Source organism: Pseudonocardia sp. CA-107938, assembly GCF_050936315.1.
Lineage (GTDB): Bacteria > Actinomycetota > Actinomycetes > Mycobacteriales > Pseudonocardiaceae > Pseudonocardia.
In genome coordinates this window covers 5,617,016-5,638,389 of record NZ_JBNJNA010000001.1, presented here as the reverse complement: position 1 = coordinate 5,638,389, position 21,374 = coordinate 5,617,016, and the positions used below count along the sequence as shown (strand labels likewise).

General features: G+C 74.7%; 20 protein-coding genes. 11 read left to right on the top strand and 9 right to left on the bottom strand.

Going from position 1 to position 21,374, the window contains the following annotated elements:
* Positions 1–11 precede the first annotated feature (11 nt).
* A complete protein-coding gene (locus tag ACQEVB_RS27865; RefSeq protein ID WP_432977280.1) occupies positions 12–443 on the top strand; it encodes a hypothetical protein in 432 nt (143 codons plus the stop codon).
* On the opposite strand, the gene ACQEVB_RS27860 is transcribed toward ACQEVB_RS27865, so the two are convergent.
* Positions 394–1,539 (bottom strand): DNA glycosylase AlkZ-like family protein, encoded by a 1,146-nt coding sequence (locus tag ACQEVB_RS27860; protein WP_432977277.1) that lies wholly within the window; start codon positions 1,537–1,539, stop codon positions 394–396. The two genes, ACQEVB_RS27865 and ACQEVB_RS27860, sit on opposite strands and share 50 nt — an antisense overlap.
* A complete protein-coding gene (locus tag ACQEVB_RS27855) occupies positions 1,536–2,108 on the bottom strand; it encodes a CGNR zinc finger domain-containing protein (protein ID WP_432977274.1) in 573 nt (190 codons plus the stop codon). Before ACQEVB_RS27855 ends, ACQEVB_RS27860 begins: the two co-directional genes overlap by 4 nt.
* Positions 2,109–2,138: 30 nt before the next feature.
* On the opposite strand from ACQEVB_RS27855, the gene ACQEVB_RS27850 reads away from it, so the two are divergent.
* Positions 2,139–2,543 (top strand): RidA family protein, encoded by a 405-nt coding sequence (locus tag ACQEVB_RS27850; RefSeq protein ID WP_432977271.1) that lies wholly within the window; start codon positions 2,139–2,141, stop codon positions 2,541–2,543.
* Positions 2,544–2,546: 3 nt separating this feature from the next.
* Here ACQEVB_RS27850 and ACQEVB_RS27845 read toward each other — a convergent pair whose 3' ends face one another.
* Positions 2,547–3,356, bottom strand: coding sequence for a family 1 encapsulin nanocompartment shell protein (locus ACQEVB_RS27845; protein ID WP_432977268.1), 810 nt, complete (start codon positions 3,354–3,356; stop codon positions 2,547–2,549).
* Positions 3,353–3,949 carry a hemerythrin domain-containing protein gene (locus ACQEVB_RS27840; RefSeq protein WP_432977265.1) on the bottom strand — a complete coding sequence of 199 codons (597 nt, stop codon included), beginning with the start codon at positions 3,947–3,949 and terminating at the stop codon, positions 3,353–3,355. The genes ACQEVB_RS27845 and ACQEVB_RS27840 overlap by 4 nt, the downstream gene beginning before the upstream one ends.
* An 86-nt stretch (positions 3,950–4,035) precedes the next feature.
* Here ACQEVB_RS27840 and ACQEVB_RS27835 point away from each other — a divergent pair, with 86 nt between their 5' ends.
* The 8 genes from ACQEVB_RS27835 (at position 4,036) to ACQEVB_RS27800 (ending at position 14,373) form a co-directional block, all read left to right on the top strand.
* The gene (locus tag ACQEVB_RS27835; protein WP_432977262.1) at positions 4,036–4,650 is read left to right on the top strand and encodes a hypothetical protein; all 615 of its coding nucleotides are present in this window, start codon (positions 4,036–4,038) and stop codon (positions 4,648–4,650) included.
* On the top strand, positions 4,647–4,961 hold the full coding sequence (locus ACQEVB_RS27830) for a hypothetical protein (protein WP_432977259.1): 315 nt from the start codon (positions 4,647–4,649) through the stop codon (positions 4,959–4,961). The genes ACQEVB_RS27835 and ACQEVB_RS27830 overlap by 4 nt, the downstream gene beginning before the upstream one ends.
* A gap of 49 nt (positions 4,962–5,010) precedes the next feature.
* Positions 5,011–6,525 (top strand): hypothetical protein, encoded by a 1,515-nt coding sequence (locus tag ACQEVB_RS27825; RefSeq protein ID WP_432977256.1) that lies wholly within the window; start codon positions 5,011–5,013, stop codon positions 6,523–6,525.
* A complete protein-coding gene (locus tag ACQEVB_RS27820) occupies positions 6,522–7,235 on the top strand; it encodes a hypothetical protein (RefSeq protein WP_432977253.1) in 714 nt (237 codons plus the stop codon). Before ACQEVB_RS27825 ends, ACQEVB_RS27820 begins: the two co-directional genes overlap by 4 nt.
* Positions 7,232–11,614, top strand: a complete 4,383-nt coding sequence (locus tag ACQEVB_RS27815) for a hypothetical protein (RefSeq protein WP_432977250.1) — start codon at positions 7,232–7,234, stop codon at positions 11,612–11,614. The genes ACQEVB_RS27820 and ACQEVB_RS27815 overlap by 4 nt, the downstream gene beginning before the upstream one ends.
* Positions 11,615–12,104: 490 nt before the next feature.
* Positions 12,105–12,680, top strand: coding sequence for a globin domain-containing protein (locus ACQEVB_RS27810; protein WP_432977247.1), 576 nt, complete (start codon positions 12,105–12,107; stop codon positions 12,678–12,680).
* A 289-nt stretch (positions 12,681–12,969) separates the two neighbouring features.
* The gene (locus tag ACQEVB_RS27805) at positions 12,970–13,332 is read left to right on the top strand and encodes a hypothetical protein (protein WP_432977245.1); all 363 of its coding nucleotides are present in this window, start codon (positions 12,970–12,972) and stop codon (positions 13,330–13,332) included.
* A gap of 96 nt (positions 13,333–13,428) precedes the next feature.
* A complete protein-coding gene (locus tag ACQEVB_RS27800; protein ID WP_432977242.1) occupies positions 13,429–14,373 on the top strand; it encodes a 2-hydroxyacid dehydrogenase in 945 nt (314 codons plus the stop codon).
* Here the strand turns inward: ACQEVB_RS27800 and ACQEVB_RS27795 are convergent.
* Positions 14,357–15,523 carry a low temperature requirement protein A gene (locus ACQEVB_RS27795; RefSeq protein WP_432977239.1) on the bottom strand — a complete coding sequence of 389 codons (1,167 nt, stop codon included), beginning with the start codon at positions 15,521–15,523 and terminating at the stop codon, positions 14,357–14,359. The genes ACQEVB_RS27800 and ACQEVB_RS27795 overlap by 17 nt on opposite strands.
* Before the next feature lie 131 nt (positions 15,524–15,654).
* On the opposite strand from ACQEVB_RS27795, the gene ACQEVB_RS27790 reads away from it, so the two are divergent.
* Positions 15,655–16,863 (top strand): RtcB family protein, encoded by a 1,209-nt coding sequence (locus ACQEVB_RS27790; protein ID WP_432977236.1) that lies wholly within the window; start codon positions 15,655–15,657, stop codon positions 16,861–16,863.
* Between the two features lie 6 nt (positions 16,864–16,869).
* Here ACQEVB_RS27790 and ACQEVB_RS27785 read toward each other — a convergent pair whose 3' ends face one another.
* The 4 genes from ACQEVB_RS27785 to ACQEVB_RS27770 all read right to left on the bottom strand — a co-directional run bounded on the left by ACQEVB_RS27785 (position 16,870) and on the right by ACQEVB_RS27770 (position 21,370).
* The gene (locus ACQEVB_RS27785) at positions 16,870–18,171 is read right to left on the bottom strand and encodes an acyltransferase family protein (RefSeq protein WP_432977233.1); all 1,302 of its coding nucleotides are present in this window, start codon (positions 18,169–18,171) and stop codon (positions 16,870–16,872) included.
* A 227-nt stretch (positions 18,172–18,398) separates the two neighbouring features.
* Positions 18,399–18,671, bottom strand: a complete 273-nt coding sequence (locus ACQEVB_RS27780; RefSeq protein WP_432977230.1) for a hypothetical protein — start codon at positions 18,669–18,671, stop codon at positions 18,399–18,401.
* 86 nt (positions 18,672–18,757) lie between these two features.
* Positions 18,758–19,126, bottom strand: a complete 369-nt coding sequence (locus ACQEVB_RS27775; protein ID WP_432977227.1) for a VOC family protein — start codon at positions 19,124–19,126, stop codon at positions 18,758–18,760.
* Positions 19,127–19,150: 24 nt separating this feature from the next.
* Complete coding sequence (locus tag ACQEVB_RS27770) at positions 19,151–21,370, bottom strand: glycoside hydrolase family 3 C-terminal domain-containing protein (RefSeq protein WP_432977224.1); 2,220 nt, start codon at positions 21,368–21,370, stop codon at positions 19,151–19,153.
* Between the last annotated feature and the right edge of the window lie 4 nt (positions 21,371–21,374).

The window sequence follows — 21,374 nt, the reverse complement described above, 5'->3', positions numbered from 1 at the left end:
GCGACCTGCTGATGACCGACACCGGCCGGGGCCTACCGGCCAGGGCGAACCTGGGCCTGCAGCTCGTCGCGCTCGTCGCTGCGATCACGCTGCGCGCCGTCCGACCGGGAGCGGTCACCGAGTTCCTGCTCGTCACGGTCGTCGGGCCGCTCCTCGCGCTCGTGCCCGCCGTACTGGCGGTCGCGGCGCTGCGGTTCCGGCGGCTGCCGGCGCAGCTCGCGGTCCCGTTCGTGGTGTGCGCGGTGGCGCTCGTCGCCGCCGCCGCGCTGGCCCCCGACGTGGCGGACGGGGTCCGCTGGGTCCCGGTCTTCGATCTGCTCGGGGTGCACCCGCAGCGCATCATCCGCATGGACATCGTCGGCCGTGTGCTCGCGGCCGGCTACGTCCTCGCCGTCACGTGGACGACCGTGGCGTTCCTGCGGATGCGCCGGTCGACCCGGTGAGCCGCAGGTCGCGCTGCAGCGCGGCCCCCAGCGCGGCGACCGCGTCGGCCAGCCCGTCGATCGGGCCGGCTTCGTCGAACACCGTCACGGCGACGTCGTCGCCGTCGAACGCCCACACGCCGACGACGCGCCCGTCCCGCACGACGACGGGGGCGATCCACCCGGCCGCCTTGCTGACCTGGGCCCGCCGCGCCGGGTCGAGGACATCCGGGTCCGCGGTGCCGGGCCCGAGCAGCACCTGGTCGAAGGCGGGCAGCAGGGCGACGCGGCCGGTGGGGTGGGCGTCGGCGAGGGCGTCGAGGTCGGCGGCGCGGGCGTAGCGGCGGTCGCCGTCGACGTCCACCGCGGTGAGCTCGCCGGCCTCCACGAGGTCGGCGAACCACTGCGTGAGCACCGCGCGACGGGTGCCGCCGCGCAGCAGCCACTGGTCGAACGCGGCCGGTGTGGCCGGGCCGTGCGCGCCCAGGTAGGCAGGGATGACGGTGGCCGCGGCGACGTCCGGGTCGGGCAGCCCGGACCAGCCGGGGAAGCGGGTGGCCGGGCTCGTGAACGTGACGCGGCCGGCGTCGGCGGGGGCGTCGCCGTTGCACAGCACGCCCTGCCAGGCCAAGGGCTTGAGCACCGCACCCCATCCCGAGCCGAGCAGCTCGCGCAGCGACTCGTCCCGGGTGCGGTCGAGGATGGCCGAAGCCAGCTCGGCCCGCGTGAGCTCGACGCCGTCGAGCACCGCGGCGGCGGCCTCGGTCAGCTCGGCGACCTGCGCCGCCGTGGCGAAGGTGCGCTGCCAGGAACCCTTCTCCCACGTCCGCGGGGCAGCGAGCAGGCTCAGGTAGCTGCCGGCCGTCGCGACCGGCAGCAGGTGCAGGGTGCCGCGCTGGGCCCACGTGCGCATGAGCGTGCGGGCGGCAAGGGCATCGCCCACCGCGCCCGGCGCCGCCCCGCGCACCGCCACCGCCTGCTCGGCACTGGACGTGACCTGCGCCTGCACGCCGGCCAGCCGCTCGGCCACGGCGACGGCGTCGGGCGCCGGACCCAGGTCGAGGCAGCGCCCCATCCGCCAGGCGCCCACCTGCGCCGCGGTGAACGACGGGATCATCGGCCGGCCTCCCGGGCGCGGTGGGAACGGACCTTCGCGAGCGTTCCGCAGCGTTGCATGGAGCACCACCTCCGGTTGCCGGGACGGGACGTGTCGAGCAGGAGCAGGCCGCAGTCCGGCGCGGCGCAGACCCGCACCCGGCTCCGCAGCGGGGAGCCGAAGAGATCGACGGCATCGCGGGCGAGCGTCGCCAGCGCCTGTGCCGCGGTCGGGTCGACGAAGGCGCTCGTCTCCCCGTCGAGCACGGGGACGAGCGGTGCGCCGGCCGCGACGCGGTTCACCACCGCGACGTGCTCGGCGAGACCGGGGTCGGCCGGGGAGCGGCCGTCGGCGACGGCGTAGGCGATCCGGGCGACGGCGGTGCGCAGCTCGCGCAGGGCCACGACGTCCGCGTCGGTCGCGGAGACGTGCAGGTCGGCGTGCAGCATGCGCGGCAGCAACCGGGTGAGGTCGGCCGGCCCGTGGACGATCTCCCAGTGCACCGCCTGCTCGGGTGCGCCGCCGCTGTGCACCAGGTCCAGGCACGGCCGCCCGCTGCGCCAGCGGCGGTCGTCGGAGTGCCTGGTCATGTAACCAGTCTAAGTGGTTACATGCGGCGCATGTCGATCGAGCACCTGAACCCTCCCGCGCTGCACGCCAACCCGGCCTTCTCCCAGGCTGTCCGCATCCCGGCCGGGTACGACACGTTGCACATCGGAGGGCAGAACGGTGTCGACGGCTCCGGCGCGCTCGTCGGCCCGTCCGTGGGCGAGCAGACCCGCCAGGCACTGGCGAACGTCCGGGAATGCCTCGCCGCCGCCGGCGCGTGCCCCGACGACGTCGTGAAGTGGACGATCCTGCTGACCGCCGGGGCCGACCTGCGCGAGGGCTTCGGCGCCTTCCAGCAGAACTGGGACGCGCGATCGGAACCGCCCGTCATCACGGTGGCCGTGGTCGCCGCGCTCGCCCTGCCGGGCGCGCTCGTCGAGCTGGAGGCCGTCGCGGCGCTGCCGCCGCGCGGGTGACCGCTACCCGAGCGCGCAGGCCGCGTCCGGCTCGACCAGCCGGAACGCGAAGCTCTCCTCCAGGTAGAGCGACACGGTGTCGGCGTCGTGGTGGCTGTACCCCACCGCGACGTCCTGGCCGACATCGAGCACGAAGTCGCCGCCCCGCTGGCTGAGCACCGCGGCCCCGTCCATGCCGGGCACGAAGACCACCTTGCCGCCGAGGATCTGCGTCAGGTGCTCCACCAGCAGGTGGCCGCCCTCGTTCGATTCGGCGATGCGGGTGTAGGTCTCGGGGTCGGCCGCGAGCGCGTACGGACCCTCCACGCCGGCGATCCGCAGCGTCTCCACCGCCCGCGCGATGGTGACCGGGTAGTCCGCCGCGTCCGCGCCGAGCTTCGCGACGCCGTGCGGGGCGCCGGCCAGGATGCCGTGGAAGCCGGCCTCCGGCCAGCCGTGGAACACCGCCCGGTTCTCGATCTCGGCGAGCAGCCGGGCCGCCCGCGCCAGGTCGTCCAGCTCGAGGTCGAGAGCGCCGCGCTCGGCGCCGTCCAGCTCAGTCCGGTCCACCGTGAACGGCACCCGCACCTCCGCCAGCGGCAGCACCCGCCGCTGCTGCACCCGCACGTCACCGCTCACCCCCGGCGGCGGGCCCGCGAGCCGGGCCGTGCGCCCGAGGTTCGCCGCCGACCGCTTCCATCCACCACCGGATCCGGCCCAGTCCACCACCGCGCGAGCGCCGAGCTGCGGGGTCAACCGCTGCCGGGCCTCGGTGTCGATCTCCTCCCACGCCGCCGCCGACAGCGGGGCCAGGTCGCGCATCAGGTGGTTCATGACCGTCCTCTCAGGCTGCCGATGCGGAGCGACCCGTCGGCGGTGCCGTTCTCGTTCTCCTGCTCGATCTCGTGCTCGATCCGTTCCACGTACGCCTGCGGATCCACGTCGGACGTGTCGACCTCGTCGGACGTCCGGTGCTCGGCCAGGAAGGCCGCGAACTGCTCGCCCAGCGAGCGGCGCAGCCGCGGCGGGGCGTGTTCGCGGAAGTCGGCGATGCCCTCGCGCTCCTCCTCGGCCATGTGCTCGTCGTTGGCCTCGCGGGTGGCCCGCACGGCGGCCCACCAGTCGGTGTCGCCCACGGTGGCGGCGTCGGCGTCGCGGACCCCGTCGCGGATGTCGTTGTGGTCGCCGATCGCGTCGAGGGTCTCCTCCTCGGGATCGTCGCGGCCACGGCGCAGCAGGTGCGGGTAGAAGACCCCCTCCTCGGCCGCGGCGTGGACGTCGAGCCGGGCCGCCAGGGGCGCCCACACGGCAGCCAGCTCCGCCGGCGGCGCGGACGCGGCGCGCAGCTCGTCGAGGCGGAGGAACTGCTGCCGGAACCAGGTGTGGTCGTCCAGGATCTGCGCGAGGATGTCGCGCTGGTCGCTCATGTCGGGGTCTTACCCGGATGCGACCCCGGTGAATCGTGGGGACAACCCCGGTCCGACGGGGCCCGACCCGCCCTAGCGTTCTCCGCGTGACCCGATACGCGCTGCTCACCGCCCCTGTGCTGCTGTTCTGCTACGGCGTCGTCCGGTTGACCGACCCGACCCGGTCGGTCAGTGCGGTGTGGACGGTGAGCCACGTGTTCTACCTCGCGGCGTTCCCCGCGCTGGCGCTGTCCGCCGTCGCGCTTCACCGTCTGGTGGGGGACCGGTCCGTGCTGGGCCGGGGCCTCGTCGCGTTGTCGGTCGTGGGCGCGCTGTCCGGCGTCGGGCAGGCACTCGTCGACCTGCTCGCCGGATGGGGCGCGCCGGACAAGGCCGCCCGCGCTCTGGCCGCGAACCACCTCCGGGACGTGATTCCCGGCTCGAGCTTCTTCTACGGGTTCTGGCCGGCGCTGGCGCAGGTCGGCATCGTGGGTCTGCTCGTCCTCGCGGCACGGGCGGGGCGCGTGCCGTGGTGGTGCGCCCCGCTGGCACTCGCTGCGTTCCTCCTGCCGACGCTCACCTCGCTCGACCTGATCCCGGTGGCGGCCGTCGCGGTGGTGCCGGCGGTGCTGCCGGCGTTCCGCGCGGCCGGCAGTACCGATGAGTTCGGCGCACGTCGCCGGTCCATCCTCCGACGACCCGCGGAAGGGAGCCGGAGATGATCATGCGCGTGTGGCAGGGCGCCGTGCGGACCACGGATGCCGACACGTACGCCGAGTACGTCCGGGCCACCGGCTTCGACGCCTACGGCCGCACCGCCGGCAACCGCGGCGCCTGGCTGCTGCGCCGCGACGAGGACGGGCGCACCGAGTTCCAGACGCTGTCGCTGTGGGAGTCCGAGGACGCGATCCGCGCCTTCGCCGGCGACGACATCGACGCCGCCGTGCTGTACCCGGAGGACGCGCGGTACCTGGTCGGGGGCTCGGAGGTGCGGCACTTCGCGGTGGTCGCGGCGCTGCCGGCGGCGGGCTGACCGGCATCCCCCGACCGGTGGGCCGACCCCGGCCTCGTACGCTCGCCCGGTGCCGGGATCGATCGGGGCGGCCGCGCAGGCCTCTGTGACGGCCACCGTGTCGCCCGCCGCGGATGCCAGCGCCCGTGCGCGCTGGCGGTCGCTCGTCCTCACCGACCCCATCTCGCGGCTGGTGCGCAACGCCGCGCACGCCGGCATCCCCGGCGTCGACGACGGGCGCTACGACCTGCGCAGGCTCGCCCTCGCCGCGGTCGACGTGGTCGTGGGCCAGATGGGTTTCGCCCGCGAGGCCACGCTCGACGACGTGCTCGACGCGCTGGCCCGGCTGGCCGCCCGCATGCACCCGGGGGCGCCGCCGGAGTGGCCGGCGGTCGCGCAGACAGTGCTGAAGGGCCTGCTCAACGACGCGCACGACGGTCGCCGGTTCACCTACCAGTTCGCCGACGTCTCCGACTCGGGCACCGCGCGCTGGGAGCCGTACAGCTTCCGGTTGCTGTCGCTGCGCGACACCGAGTTCGGCCCGGTGCTGGTGGCCAGCGACCAGGCGATCACCCTGTTCCTGCACGGGCTCGACGTCGACCTCGAGGACGCCGACCGCGCGCTCGCGCATGTGCTGCAGCGGCAGCTGGAGGACCGTCGGTTCGACGCGGCCGCCCGCACCGCGGCGCAGGCCGAACGCACCAGCGTCGGCCTGTCCGCGACGCTGGCCGAGCTGCTCGACGCAACCCGCCGCGACGTCACGTCGACGGACTGGACGGCCGACCTCCCGGAGCGCCTGACCCGCGCCCGCCGGCACGTCGAGGAACGCATCGCCGAGGACGACCGGTTCCTGGAGCACGTGCAGGGCGGCCTCGACTCCGAGGTGTCCGCGGAGGTCCGCGCGGTGTCCGGGCAGATCGTCGACCTGCTGACGCGCGCGAAGCAGGTGCACCTCGACCTGGAGAAGCGGCTGGTCGGGGCCCGGGACGTGTTCCTGGCCGCGCAGGTGCGGCAGCGGATCGCGCGCCGACGCCGGCTGCGCATGCTCAACCTCGCCGACGACGTGCTGGCGCCGACGCTCGAGCTGCCGGTCGCGCCCGCGCTGGAGGTGACCGAGCGGTTCGCCGAGCGGGCGCTCGGCGTCACGGTGCCGCGGCTGGCCCGCTTCGACGACCTCGTCGAGAGCCTGTGGGCGGCGCCGCGCGCCCCGGAGCCGGACGCGCCGCCGGAGGAGGTCGACGTGCCCGTCGACACCGACGACGTCCAGGGCTATCCCCCGGAGGTCGTGGAGGCCGCCCGCGGGGTGCTGGCCAGGGCGGATCACGGTGCCCCGCTGTCGGAGCTGCTCACCGCCGAGGTGCCCGACGACGTCGCCGAGCTGGTGGCGCTCTCGGCGCTGTGGGCGTTCGCCCCCGATCCGGGCGACGAGGAGGCGGACGGCTCCGACGTCGGGTTCCTCGCGGCCGGGCTGGTCGCCGTCCCGACCGGGGCGACGATCAGCGCCGGCGCCTTCCGCGGGCCTGATCTGCTGCTGACCCGCACGACTGCTCTCCAGCAGGAGGACGCTCAGGAGGACACTGCGTGACATCCGTGGCCGCCGACCTGACCGAGGTCCGCGCCGCCGCCGAGCTGATCCAGTTCGGGCTGGCCCGGCGCGTGCGCCCCGTCGAGGGCAGCGAGTACCGCAGGCTTCTCGACCGCTACCGCGGCGAGCTGCGGTTCAAGGACGTCGTCGACACGATGGCCGAGGGCCTGGGCCTGGAGGTGCTGGGCACCCCACGCGCGGGCATCGTGCTCGTCCCGGAGCCGGGCGGGCCGTTCGCGACCCGCCTCGGCGACCTGCGCACGATGGACCAGCAGGAGAAGCTCGTCTTCGGCCTGGTGCTCGTCGGGATCGCCGCCTACGCGTACCCCAACGACGTGGACTTCGACGACCCGGAGACCCGCCTGGTCGAGGTGACGGCGATCGAGGAGTTCCTGCGCACCGCGGTTGCCGCCGCCGATCTCGGCGACGTCGAGGAACGGGCGCGCGCCGCCGCGGAGGTCTACGCCGACCTGCCGGCGCTGGTCCTGACCAGCACCGGTCGCCGGGCCCGCGGCTGCACCCTCCGCGCGGTGGAGGAGGTCTGCGCCTGGCTGGTCGCGCAGGGCGCCGCACGCGAGGCCACCTCGCTCGGCCCGGACACGTTCCACCTCACCGACCACTTCCGGTTGCTGGTGGCGGACAGTGCAGGGACGGCGGCGCTCGACGCATTGCGTGCCGTCCGCCGCGAGGCAGCGGAGACGGTCTCGTGAGCACCCCGGTCATGTGGCAGATCCGCCGCATCCGGCTCGACCACGTCGGGCCGGCCGCGGCGCGGTTCCTCGACGTCACGCTCGACTTCACCGACGAGTCCGGCACCCCGCTCGACACCATCCTGTGGCTGCGCAACGGCGGCGGGAAGTCGACGGTGCTGTCGCTGGTGTGCGCGCTCATCCGCCCGCACCGCCGGGACTTCCTCGCCACCGCGGCCACCGGCAAGCACCTCGAGGACTACGTGCTCGGCTCCGACACCGCGCACGTGGTGGTCGAGTGGTCGGGCCCGGACGGGCGCACCCTCGTCACCGGCGCGGTGTACGAGTGGGCCGACCGCAGCCAGCCGGCCGACCCGACCCGCGACCACGACCGCCTGTCCTCGCGCTGGTACCTGTTTGCCCCGCAGGAGGGACGCGCGGAGCTGGACCTGCTGCCGTTCGAGTCGGCGGACGGCAAGCAGACGCCGCTCCGCGAGTTCGTCGCGGCGGTCCGGGCCTGGGACGCGATCCCGCACTGCGGCGCGGCCGTCACCGACGGCATGGACCGCTGGCGGGCCATGCTGGACGCGCAGGGCCTCGACCCGGAGATCTTCACCCCGATCCTGCAGATGAACGCCACCGAGGGCGGCATCGAGGGCCAGTTCCAGTTCCGCAACGCCGACCAGTTCGTCGAGTACCTGCTGGAGCTGATCGTCGACCCCGAGGTGCCGGGCGCGGTCGCGGAGATCCTGGAACGGGTCCGCGCCGGCCTTGCCGAGCGGCCGGGCCTGCTGGCCGACCTGGCCTTCGCGGACGAGGCCGGCCCGCGGTTGCGCGAGCTCGTCGCAGCCGGGGCGGCCGACACCGCCGCCGCTACCGCGCTCGAGGTCGAGACGGGGCGGGTGCGGGAGCTGCTCGCCGGTCTCGCCGCCGGCGCGGACCTGGCCGACGCCGCAGCGGCCGCCGCGCAGGAGGCCGTGGCGGTGCACGAGGAGGACGTGGCCGGGCACGTCGCGGCCGAGGACAGCGAGCGGCAGGCGGCGCAGCGGCTCCGCTGGAGCGCGGCCCGGCTGCGGTGGATGGCCGCGCAGGAGTCGGCGGCCGAGCACGGGCGCGTCGAGCAGGAGACCGCCCGCCGGCTGGCCGCCTGGCGTGCGGTGCCCGCAGCGCACGCCCAGCGCGCGGCGGAGCAGCGCATCCGGCACCTCGAGGTGCAGCTCGCCGCGGCCACGGAGGACGCGGAGCCGCTGCGCCGGCGCCGGGACGCCGCGGCGAGCGACTACGCGGCCGCGCTGGACGCCGCGATCGCGCAGCTGGACGAGCAGGTCGGCCAGGCAGGCGCCGAGGCGCAGGCCGAACGGGAGGCAGAGCGTGCCGCCCGCGGCCGCGCCGAGGACGCCCGGGAGGAGCGGGCCCGGCTCGCGGCGGCCCTGGAGGCGGCGCGCACGGCGCTGGCCGCGCTCGATCGCGATCTCGCCGCCGCCGTCACCGCCGGGTACCTGGGCGACGGCGAACCCGTCGAGGACGCGCTGGAGCGCCACCGCGGCGCCGACGCAGCGGCGACGGCCGACCTGGACGACCTGGACGCCGCCCAGAAGGCGCTGGCCGGTGACCGTCAGGAGCTGCGCGAGCGCGGCACCGCGGTGCTCACCGAGCGGGCCGTCGTCGAGCGGGAACGCGCGGATCTGGACGCGCGCCACCGGGAGCTGTCCGCGCGGATCGCCGAGCTCGCCGCCGACGAGCGTCTGCGCGCGCTGGGTGACGGCGAGCTGGTCGACCCCGTCGCGGAGGCCGGCGACCTGGGCGACGCCCTGGCGCACGCGATCGCGCGCACCCAGCGCCGACGCGTCGAGCTCGCCGTCGACGGCGCGGAGGACGAGCGGGCGCTGGCCACGCTGGCCGCGGCCCAGCTGCTCCCGGGCAGCCTGGACCTCGCGCACGCCCACGACGTGCTGGAACAGGCCGGGATCGGCGCGGTGACGGGCTGGCGCCACCTCGCCGACGCCGTCCCGCCCGGGGCACGCGCGGCCGTGCTGCGCGCGGCGCCGGCACTCGCGTCGGGCCTGCTGGTGCACGACGCGGACGACCTGCCCGCCGCCCAGGCCGCGCTGGAGGCGGCCGGGCTGCGACCGCTGTCGGCGGTGCTGGTGGGGACGACCGCCCAGCTCGCCGCGGCCGCGGACGAGCCGGCGGCGGCAGGGTTCCTCGTGCCACCGGCGCCCGCGCTCACCGACCGGTCCGCCGCCGGTGCGGAGATCGCGGCCCGGGAGCAGGCCCGCGCCGGCCGCAGCGAGCAGGACGCCGCGCTGGCCGCCGCGCTGGAGCGCGACACCGACCTGCAACGACGGCTGCGTGACCTCGTCGCCGCATGCCCGCCGGGCACCCTGGACCGGCTCGCGGAGCAGCGGGCCGTCGCGGACGAGCGGCTGACCGAGCTGGCCCGCGACGCGGCCGACCTCGCGGAGGCCGAGGACGCGCTGGCCGTCCGCGACGGTGACCTGCACGCGGCCCGGGCGGCGGCGGAGGACGTCCGCCGGACCGCCGCCGCGGCCACCGGGGTGCTGACCGCGCTGGCCGATCGGGACCTCGCAGGGCACCGGGCCGCGGTGGCCACGTTGCCCGACGCGCTGGCCGCCACTGCCCGCGCGCTGGAGGACGCGACGGCCGCGGAGGCGCGGCACCGGGCCCTCGCCGAGGCGGCGCAGCGGCACGGCGAGGCGTTGGCCCGCACCCAGCAGGCCCGCCGCGACGACCGTGCTGCGCTCGGCGGGATCGCCGCGGCGGCCACCACGGAGCTGCCCGTCGACGCCGCCCGCGCCGCCTGGGAGGCGGCCGAGCACGCCTACCGCCGGGAGGTGGCGGAGTCGGCGCTGGCCTCGGCGCTGGAGGAGGCCCGGCACGCCGCTGCCCGCGCCCGCGACCAGGTGGCGGCACTGCCCCCGGCGGACGTCACCGCCGCCGTCGCGCTGGTGGACTCGCCGGACGGCTCTGACGTCGACGCGCAGTCGGCCGCCACTGCGCGCGCCGCCGACGCCCACGACGCCGCCGTCGCCGTCGCGGCGGACGCGCGGGCCGAGATGCGGGCCGCCCGCGCCGAGCTGGAGCAGCTCGGCGGGACCGTCGACGGGACCGAGCAGGTCGAGGCCCGCGACCAGGAGACCGTTCTCGCCGAGGCAGCTGCGGCCGAGGGCCGGGCCATCGGCCACCGGCAGGACGCCGAACGGGCGCGCGCCGCCGCCGCGAGCGCCGCCGCGGAGCTGACGGCAGCCCACCAGCGCGCGTCCGGGCTACGGGACATCGCCGCGCTGCTCAGCCTCCCGGGGGAGGAGGGCGACACCGACGCTCCTGCCGAGGTCGCGCCGTTCACGGGGTCGCTCGACGATGCCCGGACCGCCGTGAAGGCCGCGCGGGAGGCGTGGGACCGCGCCGGGGCGGAGGCCCGCCGGGCGCGCCGGGCCGTGGAGCTGCAGGGTCAGAAGCTCGCCCTGTGGGCGTCCGACGACCGGTTCAGCTCGGTGAAGCCCGCCGTGCGGGACCGCTTCCGCACCGACGACGTGACCCGCGACCTGCTCGACGACCTCCTGCCCGACGCCGAACGGCTGGCCGGCGACCTGGAGCTGTTCGCGGCCCAGCTGCGCGAGCGCCTCGGCGAGCTGGAGGAGCACAAGGGCGTCGTCGTCACGGCGATGGTCGGCATGGTGCGGCAGGCGTTGAAGGCGCTGAACCGGGCGCAGGCGCTGTCGGAGCTGCCCGACACGCTGGGCGACTGGGCCGGCCGCCGGTTCCTCGAGGTCGGACCGCGGGCCGCCGTCGAGACGGCCGACGCGGTGCTGCGCGAGCGGTGTGCCCGGCTGGTCGACTCGCTGGCCGTACGCGGCACCCCGGTGCCGCGTGGGCACGAGCTGCTCTGGCAGGCCACGAGCGCCGTCGTCGGCGAGGGCAACTGGAAGGCCAAGGTGCTCAAGCCGTCCACCACGTTCGCCGTCGAGCGGGTGTCGGTGGAGCGGATGCGCAAGTGGTCGGGCGGGGAGAAGGTGACGATCTCGCTGCTCCTGTTCACGATGGTCGCGAAGCTGCGGGCGACGGGCCGCGGCCGCGACCTCCCCGGCCTGGGGGCGCTGCCTTTGGACAACCCGCTCGGCAAGGCCAACTACGTGGTGTTCCTCGACCTGCAGCGGAAGGTCGCGGCGGCCAACGGCATCCAGCTGGTGTTCCTCACCGGGGTCGGTGACCTCAAGGCGGTCGGCCGGTTCCCCAACGTCGTTCGGCTGCGCAACGCCCGCTCGCGCACCCGCGAGTACGTCAGCGTGGCCGAGCGCACCGTCGCCCGCACCGACCCCGCCGACGCGGTCGACGCCACGCGTCTGTGGCGGGAGAACCCCGAGCTCACGCTGCTCTGAACGGCCTAGCGGCACGCAGCGTGACAAATCTGGACTGCCGTCGCGTCGGATCACGGAGAGATCACGACCAGCGGATCGGTCATCGGTGCGTTTCCATCGGCCGACGGTCGCGGGGGTGAGCCGGGAGGCGGCGTGCGGACCGTCCGAACGGAACGGATCAGCGTGTCGGCCAGTGCTGCACCACTGGCCGACGACACTCTCCAACGGGCATCCACCTGCGCAGACGCTCCTTCCCGACGATCTCGATCCGGCGGTCTCGACCACCTGGTGGAGACCGCACCGGCCGTCCTGCGCTGCTGCCCGTCACGGCGGCACCCCACCCGTCCACGTCAGGCACGCTCCGTGACGGACAGCCACCGCCCACCGCCAGGAGACGGCGTGTCGGCGGCGAAGTGATGCGTGTCGTCGAGGTCGCCCGATACGTTCGAGTGACCCGCACACCCGACGATTGGCATCCTGTGTCCGCAGTGCACGCGCAGTACTCCGTTCGGTGGCATCACCGGTGAACGGGCTACCGCCGACGCGGCCCGCCCCGGAGGCCATCGCCGCGGTCCGCCTCTCGCTGCAGGCCGTGGCCGAGCGCCCGGTGGAGCTGGCGGAGCGCTTCTACAAGGAGCTCTTCGCCATGGAGCCGCGGCTGCGCGAGGCGTTCCCCGCCGACATGTCCGGCCAGATGTTCAAGATGACCGAGACCCTGGTCGGCGCGATCGCCGCGCTCGACGAGCCGGACCTGGACGTGCTCGAGCAGACGCTGCGCGACCTCGGCCGCACGCACGCCGTGCGCTACGGCGTCGAGAACTGGCAGTACGGCTACATCGGGCACGCGCTGACCCGGGCGGTGCGGGAGGTCGCGGGGCCTTCCTTCTCCGGTTCGATGAGCTCGTCCTGGATCGCGCTGTACCAGTGGGTGGCCGGGCACATGATCGCCGGCGCCGACGCGTCCCGCGCCCGCGCCGCGGCCGAGGAACGGGTGCCGACCATCCCCGCGCAGCTCCCGCGGCCGATCGAGCGCCTCCCGCAGCCGCGCCACCCGCGCGACGCCCGCATCGCCGGTCAGGTCAGGTAAGAGGGCCCTCCAAGCCAGCAGCATCGCGGCAGCTGGTCCTCGACCACCTGCGGATCCATCGGATCGGCGGCGACCCCCCGGTGCGCTCGGCGATGCGGTTCGTGGTTCCCGCGGCGTACCCGTGCTCGGCGAGACCTGAGCAGCCGCCTGCAGGATCCACTCCCGGGTACGGGCGGCCCGCTCCTGTCGTGGCTGCTCGCGGGGTTGCAGGCGGCGTGCGGACGGGCCTCACCGGACGACCTCCGGAACGCGGGTACCGCGGACGCGAGCCATCGCTCAGGATCATGGCATGGCCGTCACCGTGCACGTCGAGTCCGAGCTGCCCACCTCCGCCGATCGCGTGTGGGAGGCGATGCAGCGCCCCGCCACGTTCGCGTACGTCTGCCGGGGACTGCTCGGTGTCCCCGCCGCCGCGGGCCGCACCGAGCCGTTCCAGCCGGGGGAGCGGGGCACGGGGTGGATCCTGCTGTTCCACGTGCTGCCGCTGCACCGGCACACCATCGAGGTCGTCGGACTCGACCCGGACACCCGCACGGTCCGCACCCAGGAGCACGGCGGCGTGCTGCGGTCCTGGCGGCACACGCTGCACGTCGAACCGGCCGGCGACACTGCCGGTACAGCGACACCGTGGAGATCGACGCCGGACCGCTGACGCCGGTCGTTGCCGGGTTCGCGAGGCTGATCTACCGCTACCGGCACCACCGCTGGCAGGGGCTCGCGCGTGCGGGCTGCACCGTAGGGTGAAGCCGTGGCTCCCGTCGTGCTGATGCTCGCCCGCATGCTCCCGTCGGTCGTCGAGGCCTGCGAGGCGCGGTTCGACCTGCTCCGGCTGTGGGAGGCCGACGACCCGGCCGCGCTGCTGCGGGAGCGCGGTGGCGACGTCGTCGGCGTCGCCACCAACGGGCAGCTCCCCGTCGACGACGCGCTGCTCGACCAGCTGCCGAAGCTGCAGATCGTGGCGCACTTCGGGGTCGGCTACGACAGCGTCGACACCGAGGCCACCCGGGCGCGCGGCGTCGTCGTCACCAACACTCCCGACGTCCTCGACGCCGAGGTGGCCGACACCGCGCTCGCGCTGCTGCTGATGACCGTGCGCGAGCTCGGCGCGGCCGAGCGCTGGCTGCGGGCCGGCCGTTGGGCGGCCGAAGGCCCCTACCGGCTCACCCCCCGCACCGTCTCCGGCCGCCGGCTGGGCATCCTGGGTCTCGGCAGGATCGGGTTGGAGATCGCGAAGCGCGCCGAACCGTTCGGGCTGGCGATCGCCTACCACAACCGCAACCAGCGCGACGACGTCCCGTACGCCTACCACCCGTCACTGCTCGATCTGGCCGCCGCCGTCGACACGCTGATGATCGTGGTCCCCGGTGGCGCGGCCACCCACCACATCGTCGACGCGGCGGTGCTCGCCGCACTCGGCCCGGACGGCATCGTGATCAACATCGGGCGGGGCTCCGTCGTCGACACGGACGCGCTGATCACGGCGCTGCAGGACGGCACGATCGCCGCCGCCGGCCTCGACGTCTACGAGGACGAGCCGCGGGTCCCGCAGGAGCTCGTCGACATCGAGACCGCGGTCCTGCTGCCGCACGTCGGCTCGGCCAGCGTCGCCACGCGCCGCGCGATGGGCCAGCTGGTGGTGGACAACCTCATCTCCTGGTTCGAGCGGGGCCGCGCCGTCACCCCGGTGCCCTGACGGCCTTCGCCCGCCGCGCCGCCAGCACCAGCCAGACCGTCAGGCCGGACATCAGCGCCACGCCCTGCAACAGCACGGACAGCCCGATCCCGAGCACCCCGGCCAGCGCCCCGGCACCGACGATCAGCACCACCAGCACGGCGACGACGAGGTTGTTCTCGGCGCCGGCCGGCCACGACAGGCGGCGGAGCTGGCTGATCACGATCAGGAACACCGCGACCGGCGCAGCCACCGCGAGCCCCGACACGATGGCGGACACGTGCGCGACGTGCTCGCTCACCAGCACGGCGACCTCGAGCCCCGCCCCCAGCGCGGCGATCGAGGCGAAGACCAGGTAGTGCCCGTAGCCCCAGATCAGGGCCACGCGCATGCTGGTGAGGCCGTGCTCGTCGCCGCCCACGAAGTACGTCCACCACAACCCGAACACGAGCAGTAGGCCGCCGACGATGAGCATCAGCAGGTCGAGGGTGAGCCCGGCCGCGTCCAGGCTGCCGCGGATGGCGACCGTGGTGCCGAGGATGCACTCGCCGAGCACGATGAGCGTCAGCAGGCCGTACCGCTCCGCGATGTGCTCGGGGTGCCAGCGCGTGGCCCGGCCGCCGGACTCCGCCCACACCGGCACGGCGAGCTCGGCCAGCACGAGCACGGGGAAGCCGATCAACCCCCACGGCGCGGGCAGCAGCAGCCGCAGCAACCACAGGGCCTGCACGACGGCGAGCGCGCCGGCGTACCGCAGGGCGCACGCGCGTCCATCCGGGTGCTCGCGGGCCGCGCGCAGCCACTGCAGCACCATCGGCACCCGCATGATCGCGTAGCCGATCGTCACCGCGGTGAAGTCGACGCGGGTGGTCGCGGCCTCGACCCCGGCGGCCAGCACCAGCGCGCCGGCCATCTGCACCAGCGTCAGGACCCGGTACGGCACGTCGTCGGTGTCGTAGGCCGAGGCGAACCACGTGAAGTTCATCCACGCCCACCAGATCGCGAAGAAGATCATCGCGAAGGAGAGCAGCGCGGGCCCGGTGTGGTCCTCCTCGATGCCGTGCGCGAGCTGGACCGCGGCCTGCGCGATGGCGACCACGAAGCACAGGTCGAACAGCAGCTCCAACGGGGTGGAGGCGCGGGACTGCTCCTGCGGGTCGCGGCCGCTCATCGGGCGCTTCCACGGCCTCAGGAGCGCCGGAAGGGTGCTGGGCTGCTCGGCCAACTCTACGGTCCTCCCCGTGCGTGTGCGGGCCGTGCAAATGCCGCGACGCTGCGCGCCGCCTGCGCGATCATCGGCCCATGGAGATCCTGCCCGGCACCCGCGCCCCGGTCCGCATGTGGGCCGACCCCGCGTCCGTCGAGGACCAGGCCCTGCGCCAGCTCCGCAACGTCGCCGGCCTGCCCTGGACGCACGGCGTGGCCGTCATGCCCGACGTGCACTACGGGAAGGGCGCCACGGTCGGCTCCGTGATCGCGATGCGGGACGCCGTCTCGCCCGCGGCCGTGGGCGTCGACATCGGCTGCGGCATGTCGGCCGTGCCCGTCGAGCTCACCGCGTCCGACCTGCCCGACTCGCTGCGCGGCATCCGCACGGCGATCGAGGAGGACGTGCCCGTCGGCCGCGACCTGCACCAGCACGGCGCCGACCTGCGCCGGGTCGGGCTGCAGCACACCTACGGCTGGGACGCGTTCTGGGCGCGGTTCGACGAGCTCCACGCCGTCCAGGAGGACATGTCGTGGACGACGGCCGACAAGCTGCGCACCCGCGCGCACCAGCAGGTGGGCTCGCTGGGCGGCGGGAACCACTTCGTCGAGGTGTGCACGGACGCCGACGACCGCGTGTGGCTGATGCTGCACTCCGGCTCGCGCAACATCGGCAAGGTGCTCGCCGAGCAGCACATCGCAGCGGCCCAGGCGCTGGCGCACAACCAGGACCTGCCCGATCGCGACCTCGCGGTGTTCCTGTCCGGCACGCCGGAGATGGCCGCGTACCGCTCCGACCTGTACTGGGCGCAGGAGTACGCGCGGCTCAACCGCACGGTGATGATGGCGCTGGTCAAGGCCGCCTTCACCCGCGCGATGGGCCGTCCGGTGCGCTTCGGCGAGGAGATCTCCTGCCACCACAACTACGTGTCGGAGGAGACCTACGACGGCCTGGAGCTGATCGTCACCCGCAAGGGCGCGATCTCCACCGCCGACGGGCGGCTCGGCATCATCCCGGGGTCGATGGGCACCGGCTCGTACATCGTGCGGGGCCGCGGCCACGAGGCGGCGTACCGCTCCGCGAGCCACGGCGCGGGCCGGAGGATGTCGCGGTCGGCGGCGAAGCGCACGTTCAGCGTCGCCGACCTGCAGGCCCAGACCGAGGGCGTCGAGTGCCGCAAGGACGCGGGTGTGCTGGACGAGATCCCCGGCTCCTACAAGGACCTGGAGTCGGTGATGGCGCAGCAGACCGATCTCGTGGACGTGGTGGCGCGGCTGCGCACGCTCGTCTGCGTGAAGGGCTGAGCAGGCTCAGCGGGTGATCGACCCGGCCCGGACGGGTCCGGCCGCCAGGCGCGCAGCCGCGCGCCTGGCGAGCCGGTGGCTCGGCTGCTCGATCACGCGGTGGAAGAGCGCCGTGGCGAGCAGCGCCGCGGGCACCGAGATGAGCAGCACCGCCCACAGCGGCGGTGTGCCACCGAGCAGCAGCACGGTGGCACTGACCAGCGGCAGATGCACCAGGTAGAGGCTGAACGACCGCGCGCCGAGCCACTGGGCGACGCGGGAGGAGAGCACCCGCCGGGCGCCGGGGCAGTACCACGCGATCGCGACGACGAGGCACGCGCCGAGCGCCTGGAGGGCGCGGGTCAGCGCAACGAGCGGGTGGTCGGCGGGCAGGTCCCAGCCCGGGGCGTTGACCAGCCAGTACGCCGAGAGCAGCACCGCGGCCAGCAGGCCGACGAGTGCCCAGCACAGCGTCGGCCGGCGCTGCCCCTCGATCACCGCCGCGGCGTAGTCGACGTGCGCGCGCCCGGAGGCCAGCAGGGATCCGAGCAGGAACATGGCCAGCGCCGAGACCGCGACGCTGTCGAACACGGCGGCGGCACCGACGGCGGCGAGCGCTGCGGCGATCTTGTGCGACCACGCCACCCGGCGGCTCACGGCGACCACCACGAACACCGGCAGGAGCAGGGAGAACACCATCTCCCACTGCAGCGACCACAGCACGTGGTTGACCGCGCCGGGCGCCACGAGCAGCGTCAGGTCGGCGGCCACGCCACGTGGCGTGACCGGCTGGTTCATGGCGACCATCCACCAGCTCGCACCCTCCGGCCACACCCGCGGCACGAGCAGCGCGACGCCCACGGCGAGCGCCACCGCCGCCCACACCGGCGGGTAGAGCCGCAGCAGCCGGGCGGCGTAGTAGGCGCGCAGCCGCAGCCGGCCGGTCATCGCCGGCAGCGTGAGCACCAGCCCGCTGAGCACGAAGAACACGAAGACGGCTTCGGTGCCGGCCCAGACGAGGTGCAGCGGCGTCCAGGTCAGCCACCACACGACGCCGCCGTCGTCGGCGGTGCGCGGGTCGAGGTAGGGCGCGGCGAGGGCAGGCTGGGACAGGAACGCGTGGTGGACCAGCACGACCAGGGCCGCCACGCCGCGCAGCCCGTCGAGGGTCGGCAGCCGGCGCCCGTCACCGCGGCGGCCCGCCTGTCGGGCCAGGGCCCGCCTGCTGTGCCGGCCGCGCTGGACGACGCGGAGGGGTTGGGTGACGGTGAGCGCAGCCTCGTAACGGGCCGTGGTCACGGCGTCGCGGAACGGCATGCTGATTGCCACGGAAGTCCTCGGTGGAGTGAGCTGCTGGGGTGCTGATCACCCACTGTGCTCTTCTGACCGCGGTGCGCAGCAGATCCAGAGCCGAGCGGCTCGTCTCATTCTGTGAAGGGCCGAGTACGCGGCGTGTCGGTCGGTCGACGACCGCCGACCGTCCGCCGGGGTGCGGTCGGCGGCATTGACCCCCGCCCGACCCGTGTGCATACCGCGGGGTATCGGCCTCTCGACACTCAGGCCGAGGCGAGGACCCCGGCGAGCTGTGACTGGCCGGCGGCGGTGACCGTCGCGGCGACCCGGTGACCGACCGCGCACGCGGTGGCCGGGGCGATCAGGCCGCGACGCACGAGCCGGTGGACGGCGGCCTGGTCGCTGCAGCAGCGCCCGTCGAGGTAGAGGTCGGGCTCGCTGCCCCACACCAGTTCGGCCCCGCCCGCGGCGACGGCGGCGAGGATCGCGCGGTCGCGGGCGGTCAGCGGATGGTGGGCGTCGGTCTCTCCGGCCATCGTCGGCTCCTCCGGGTGTGCTGCTCGACACGGACGGTAGGGAGACGGCCGGTCACGGGTCCATGGAATTGACGAACATCTGAGGTTCACGCCCTGGTCAGCAGCTCCATGTTGTGGCCGTCGGGATCGAGGAAGTAGCAGCCGCGTCCGCCGTGCATGCTGTTGAGCCGGCCGGGCTCGCGGTGGCCGGGATCGGCCCAGTACGTGATGCCGGAGGCGGTGATGCGCGCGAACGCCGCGTCGAAGGTCGTGTCGTCGACGAGGAACGCGTAGTGCTGGCTGGTGACGGGCCCGTCGACGTGCATGTAGTCGAGGGTGACCCCGTTGGTCAGCGAGATCGGGACGAACGGACCGGTGCGCCCGCCGACCTCGACGCCGAGGATGGACGCCAGGAACGCGGCGGAGGCGTCCTGGTCGTGCGTGTGGACGATCGTGTGGTTCAGCTCGATGGTCATGCCAGAATGATAGACATCGAATCATTAGATGTCGAGAGCAAGTTTGTCGAACTCGGCCGCCGGGACGCCCAGACCGAGGAACGCAGCCAGTGCCGAGATCGGGAAGCCGCCGAGCCCGTAGCTGATCCGCCCGTCGTCGAGGATCGCGTCGGAGCCGACCCGGTCGACGAGGAACCGGCGCAGCGCCGCCACGCCGGCGGGGTCGGCCATCCACTCGCGCAGCGTCGCCGACCCGCCGAGCGGCACCCGCAGGGGAGTCGCGCCCGGCACGGCCACCGACGTCTGCAGCGGCAGGTCACGCGACGACGGGCCGACCGCGATCACCGCGGTGCCCGGCTCGACGACCCACCGGTGCTGCGACACCGACCAGTGCGCGAACGCCCGCGGGCCGAGCCGGAACTCGACGCGGCGCGACTCTCCGGGCGCGAGCGCGATCTTGGCGAAGTCCCGCAGCTCCCGCGGCGGCCGCACGACCACGGCCGAGGTGGACCCGACGTAGACCTGCACGACCTCGCGGCCGGCCCGCGCACCGGTGTTCGCGATGGTCACCGCGACCCGCACGCCGTCGCCGTCGGGCGTCACGGCCAGGTCGGAGTACGCGAACGTCGTGTACGACAGGCCGTGCCCGAACGGGTAGCCGACCTCCCGGTCGGCGGCGTCGAAGCCGCGGTAGCCCACCAGCACGCCCTCCCCGTAGCGCACCCGCCCCTCCTCGCCGGGGAACATCGGGGTGGACGGCACGTCCTCGAGGCGCAGCGGGATCGTCTCGGCCAACCGTCCGGACGGGTCGACGGCGCCGGTCAGGACGTCGGCCACGGCGCCGCCGCCGGCCTGGCCGCCAAGCCAGCACTCGACGATCGCCGCGACGTGCTGCTCCCACGGGCCGGTGCGCACGGCCGAGCCGTTGGCCAGCACGGCGACCACCGGCACGTCCGGGGCGGCCGCGGCGATCGCGGCCAGCAGCGCCGGCTGCGCAGCGGGCAGGTCGATGTGGGTGCGGTCGTAGCCCTCCGCCTCTGCGGTGTCCGGCAGGCCCAGGTACGCGACGACGACGTCGGAGTCGGCGGCCACCGCAACGGCCGCCGCAACCAGCTCGGCGTCGGGTTCGCCGTCGGCCGGGCACCCGGCCGCGTGCCGGACCGTTGCCTGCGGGAGCGCCGCCACCAGCTCGTCCAGCGGCACGTCCACCTTGGTCGGGTTCACCTTCGAGCTGCCGACGCCCTGGTAGCGCGGCTGGGTGGCGAACGGGCCGACGACGCCGACGCGCAGGCCCGGCCGGTCGGTCAGGGGCAGGACGTCGTCGTTGCGCAGCAGGACGATGCCGTCGGCGGCGACCCGGCGGGCCAGCGCGTGCTGGGCGTCCTCGTCGATGACGGGCGCGGGCGGTGCTGCGGCGGCCCGGTCGACGAGCGTGAGCACGCGTGCGACCGCCTGGTCGAGCACGGCCTCGTCGAGCGTGCCGTCGGCCACCGCCGCGACGACGGCCGCGTCGCTCACCCCGCGGTTGGGCGGCATCTCCAGGTCAAGCCCGGCGCGCAGCGCGGCGACCCGGTCGTGCACGGCACCCCAGTCCGACACCACGACGCCGTCGAAGCCCCACTCGTCGCGCAGGATCTCGGTGAGCAGCTCGTGGTGCTCGGAGGCGTAGGTGCCGTTGACGCGGTTGTAGGCGCACATCACGGTCCACGGCCGGGCCGTCGTCACGACGTGCTCGAACGCCGGCAGGTAGATCTCCCGCAGCGTCCGCTCGTCCACCTCGGCGCTGACCCGGTGCCGGTCGGTCTCCTGGTTGTTCGCGGCGAAGTGCTTCAGCGACGCCCCGACCCCGGAGCCCTGCAGCCCGTCGACCAGGGCTGCGGCGAGCCGGCCGGCGTGCAGCGGGTCCTCGGAGAGGTACTCGAAGTTGCGCCCGCACAGCGGCGACCGCTTGATGTTGACGCCGGGACCGAGCACGACCGCCACGCCCTGTGCGAGTGCCTCCTGCGCGATGGCCGCGCCGACCTCGCGGACCAGCTCGGGATCCCACGTGGAGCCCAGCGCGGCGGCCGTCGGGAAGCACGTGGCCGGGGCCGACTCGAACGCGTCCGACGAGTCGACGGTGCGGCGCAGGCCGTGCGGGCCGTCGGCGACGGCGATCGCCGGGATGCCGTGCTCCGGCAGGGCCACGGTGTGCCAGAGGTCGGCGCCGGAGCAGAGCGCGGCCTTGGCCGCCACGTCGAGATCGGAGATCCTTCGGTCGGTCATGCGT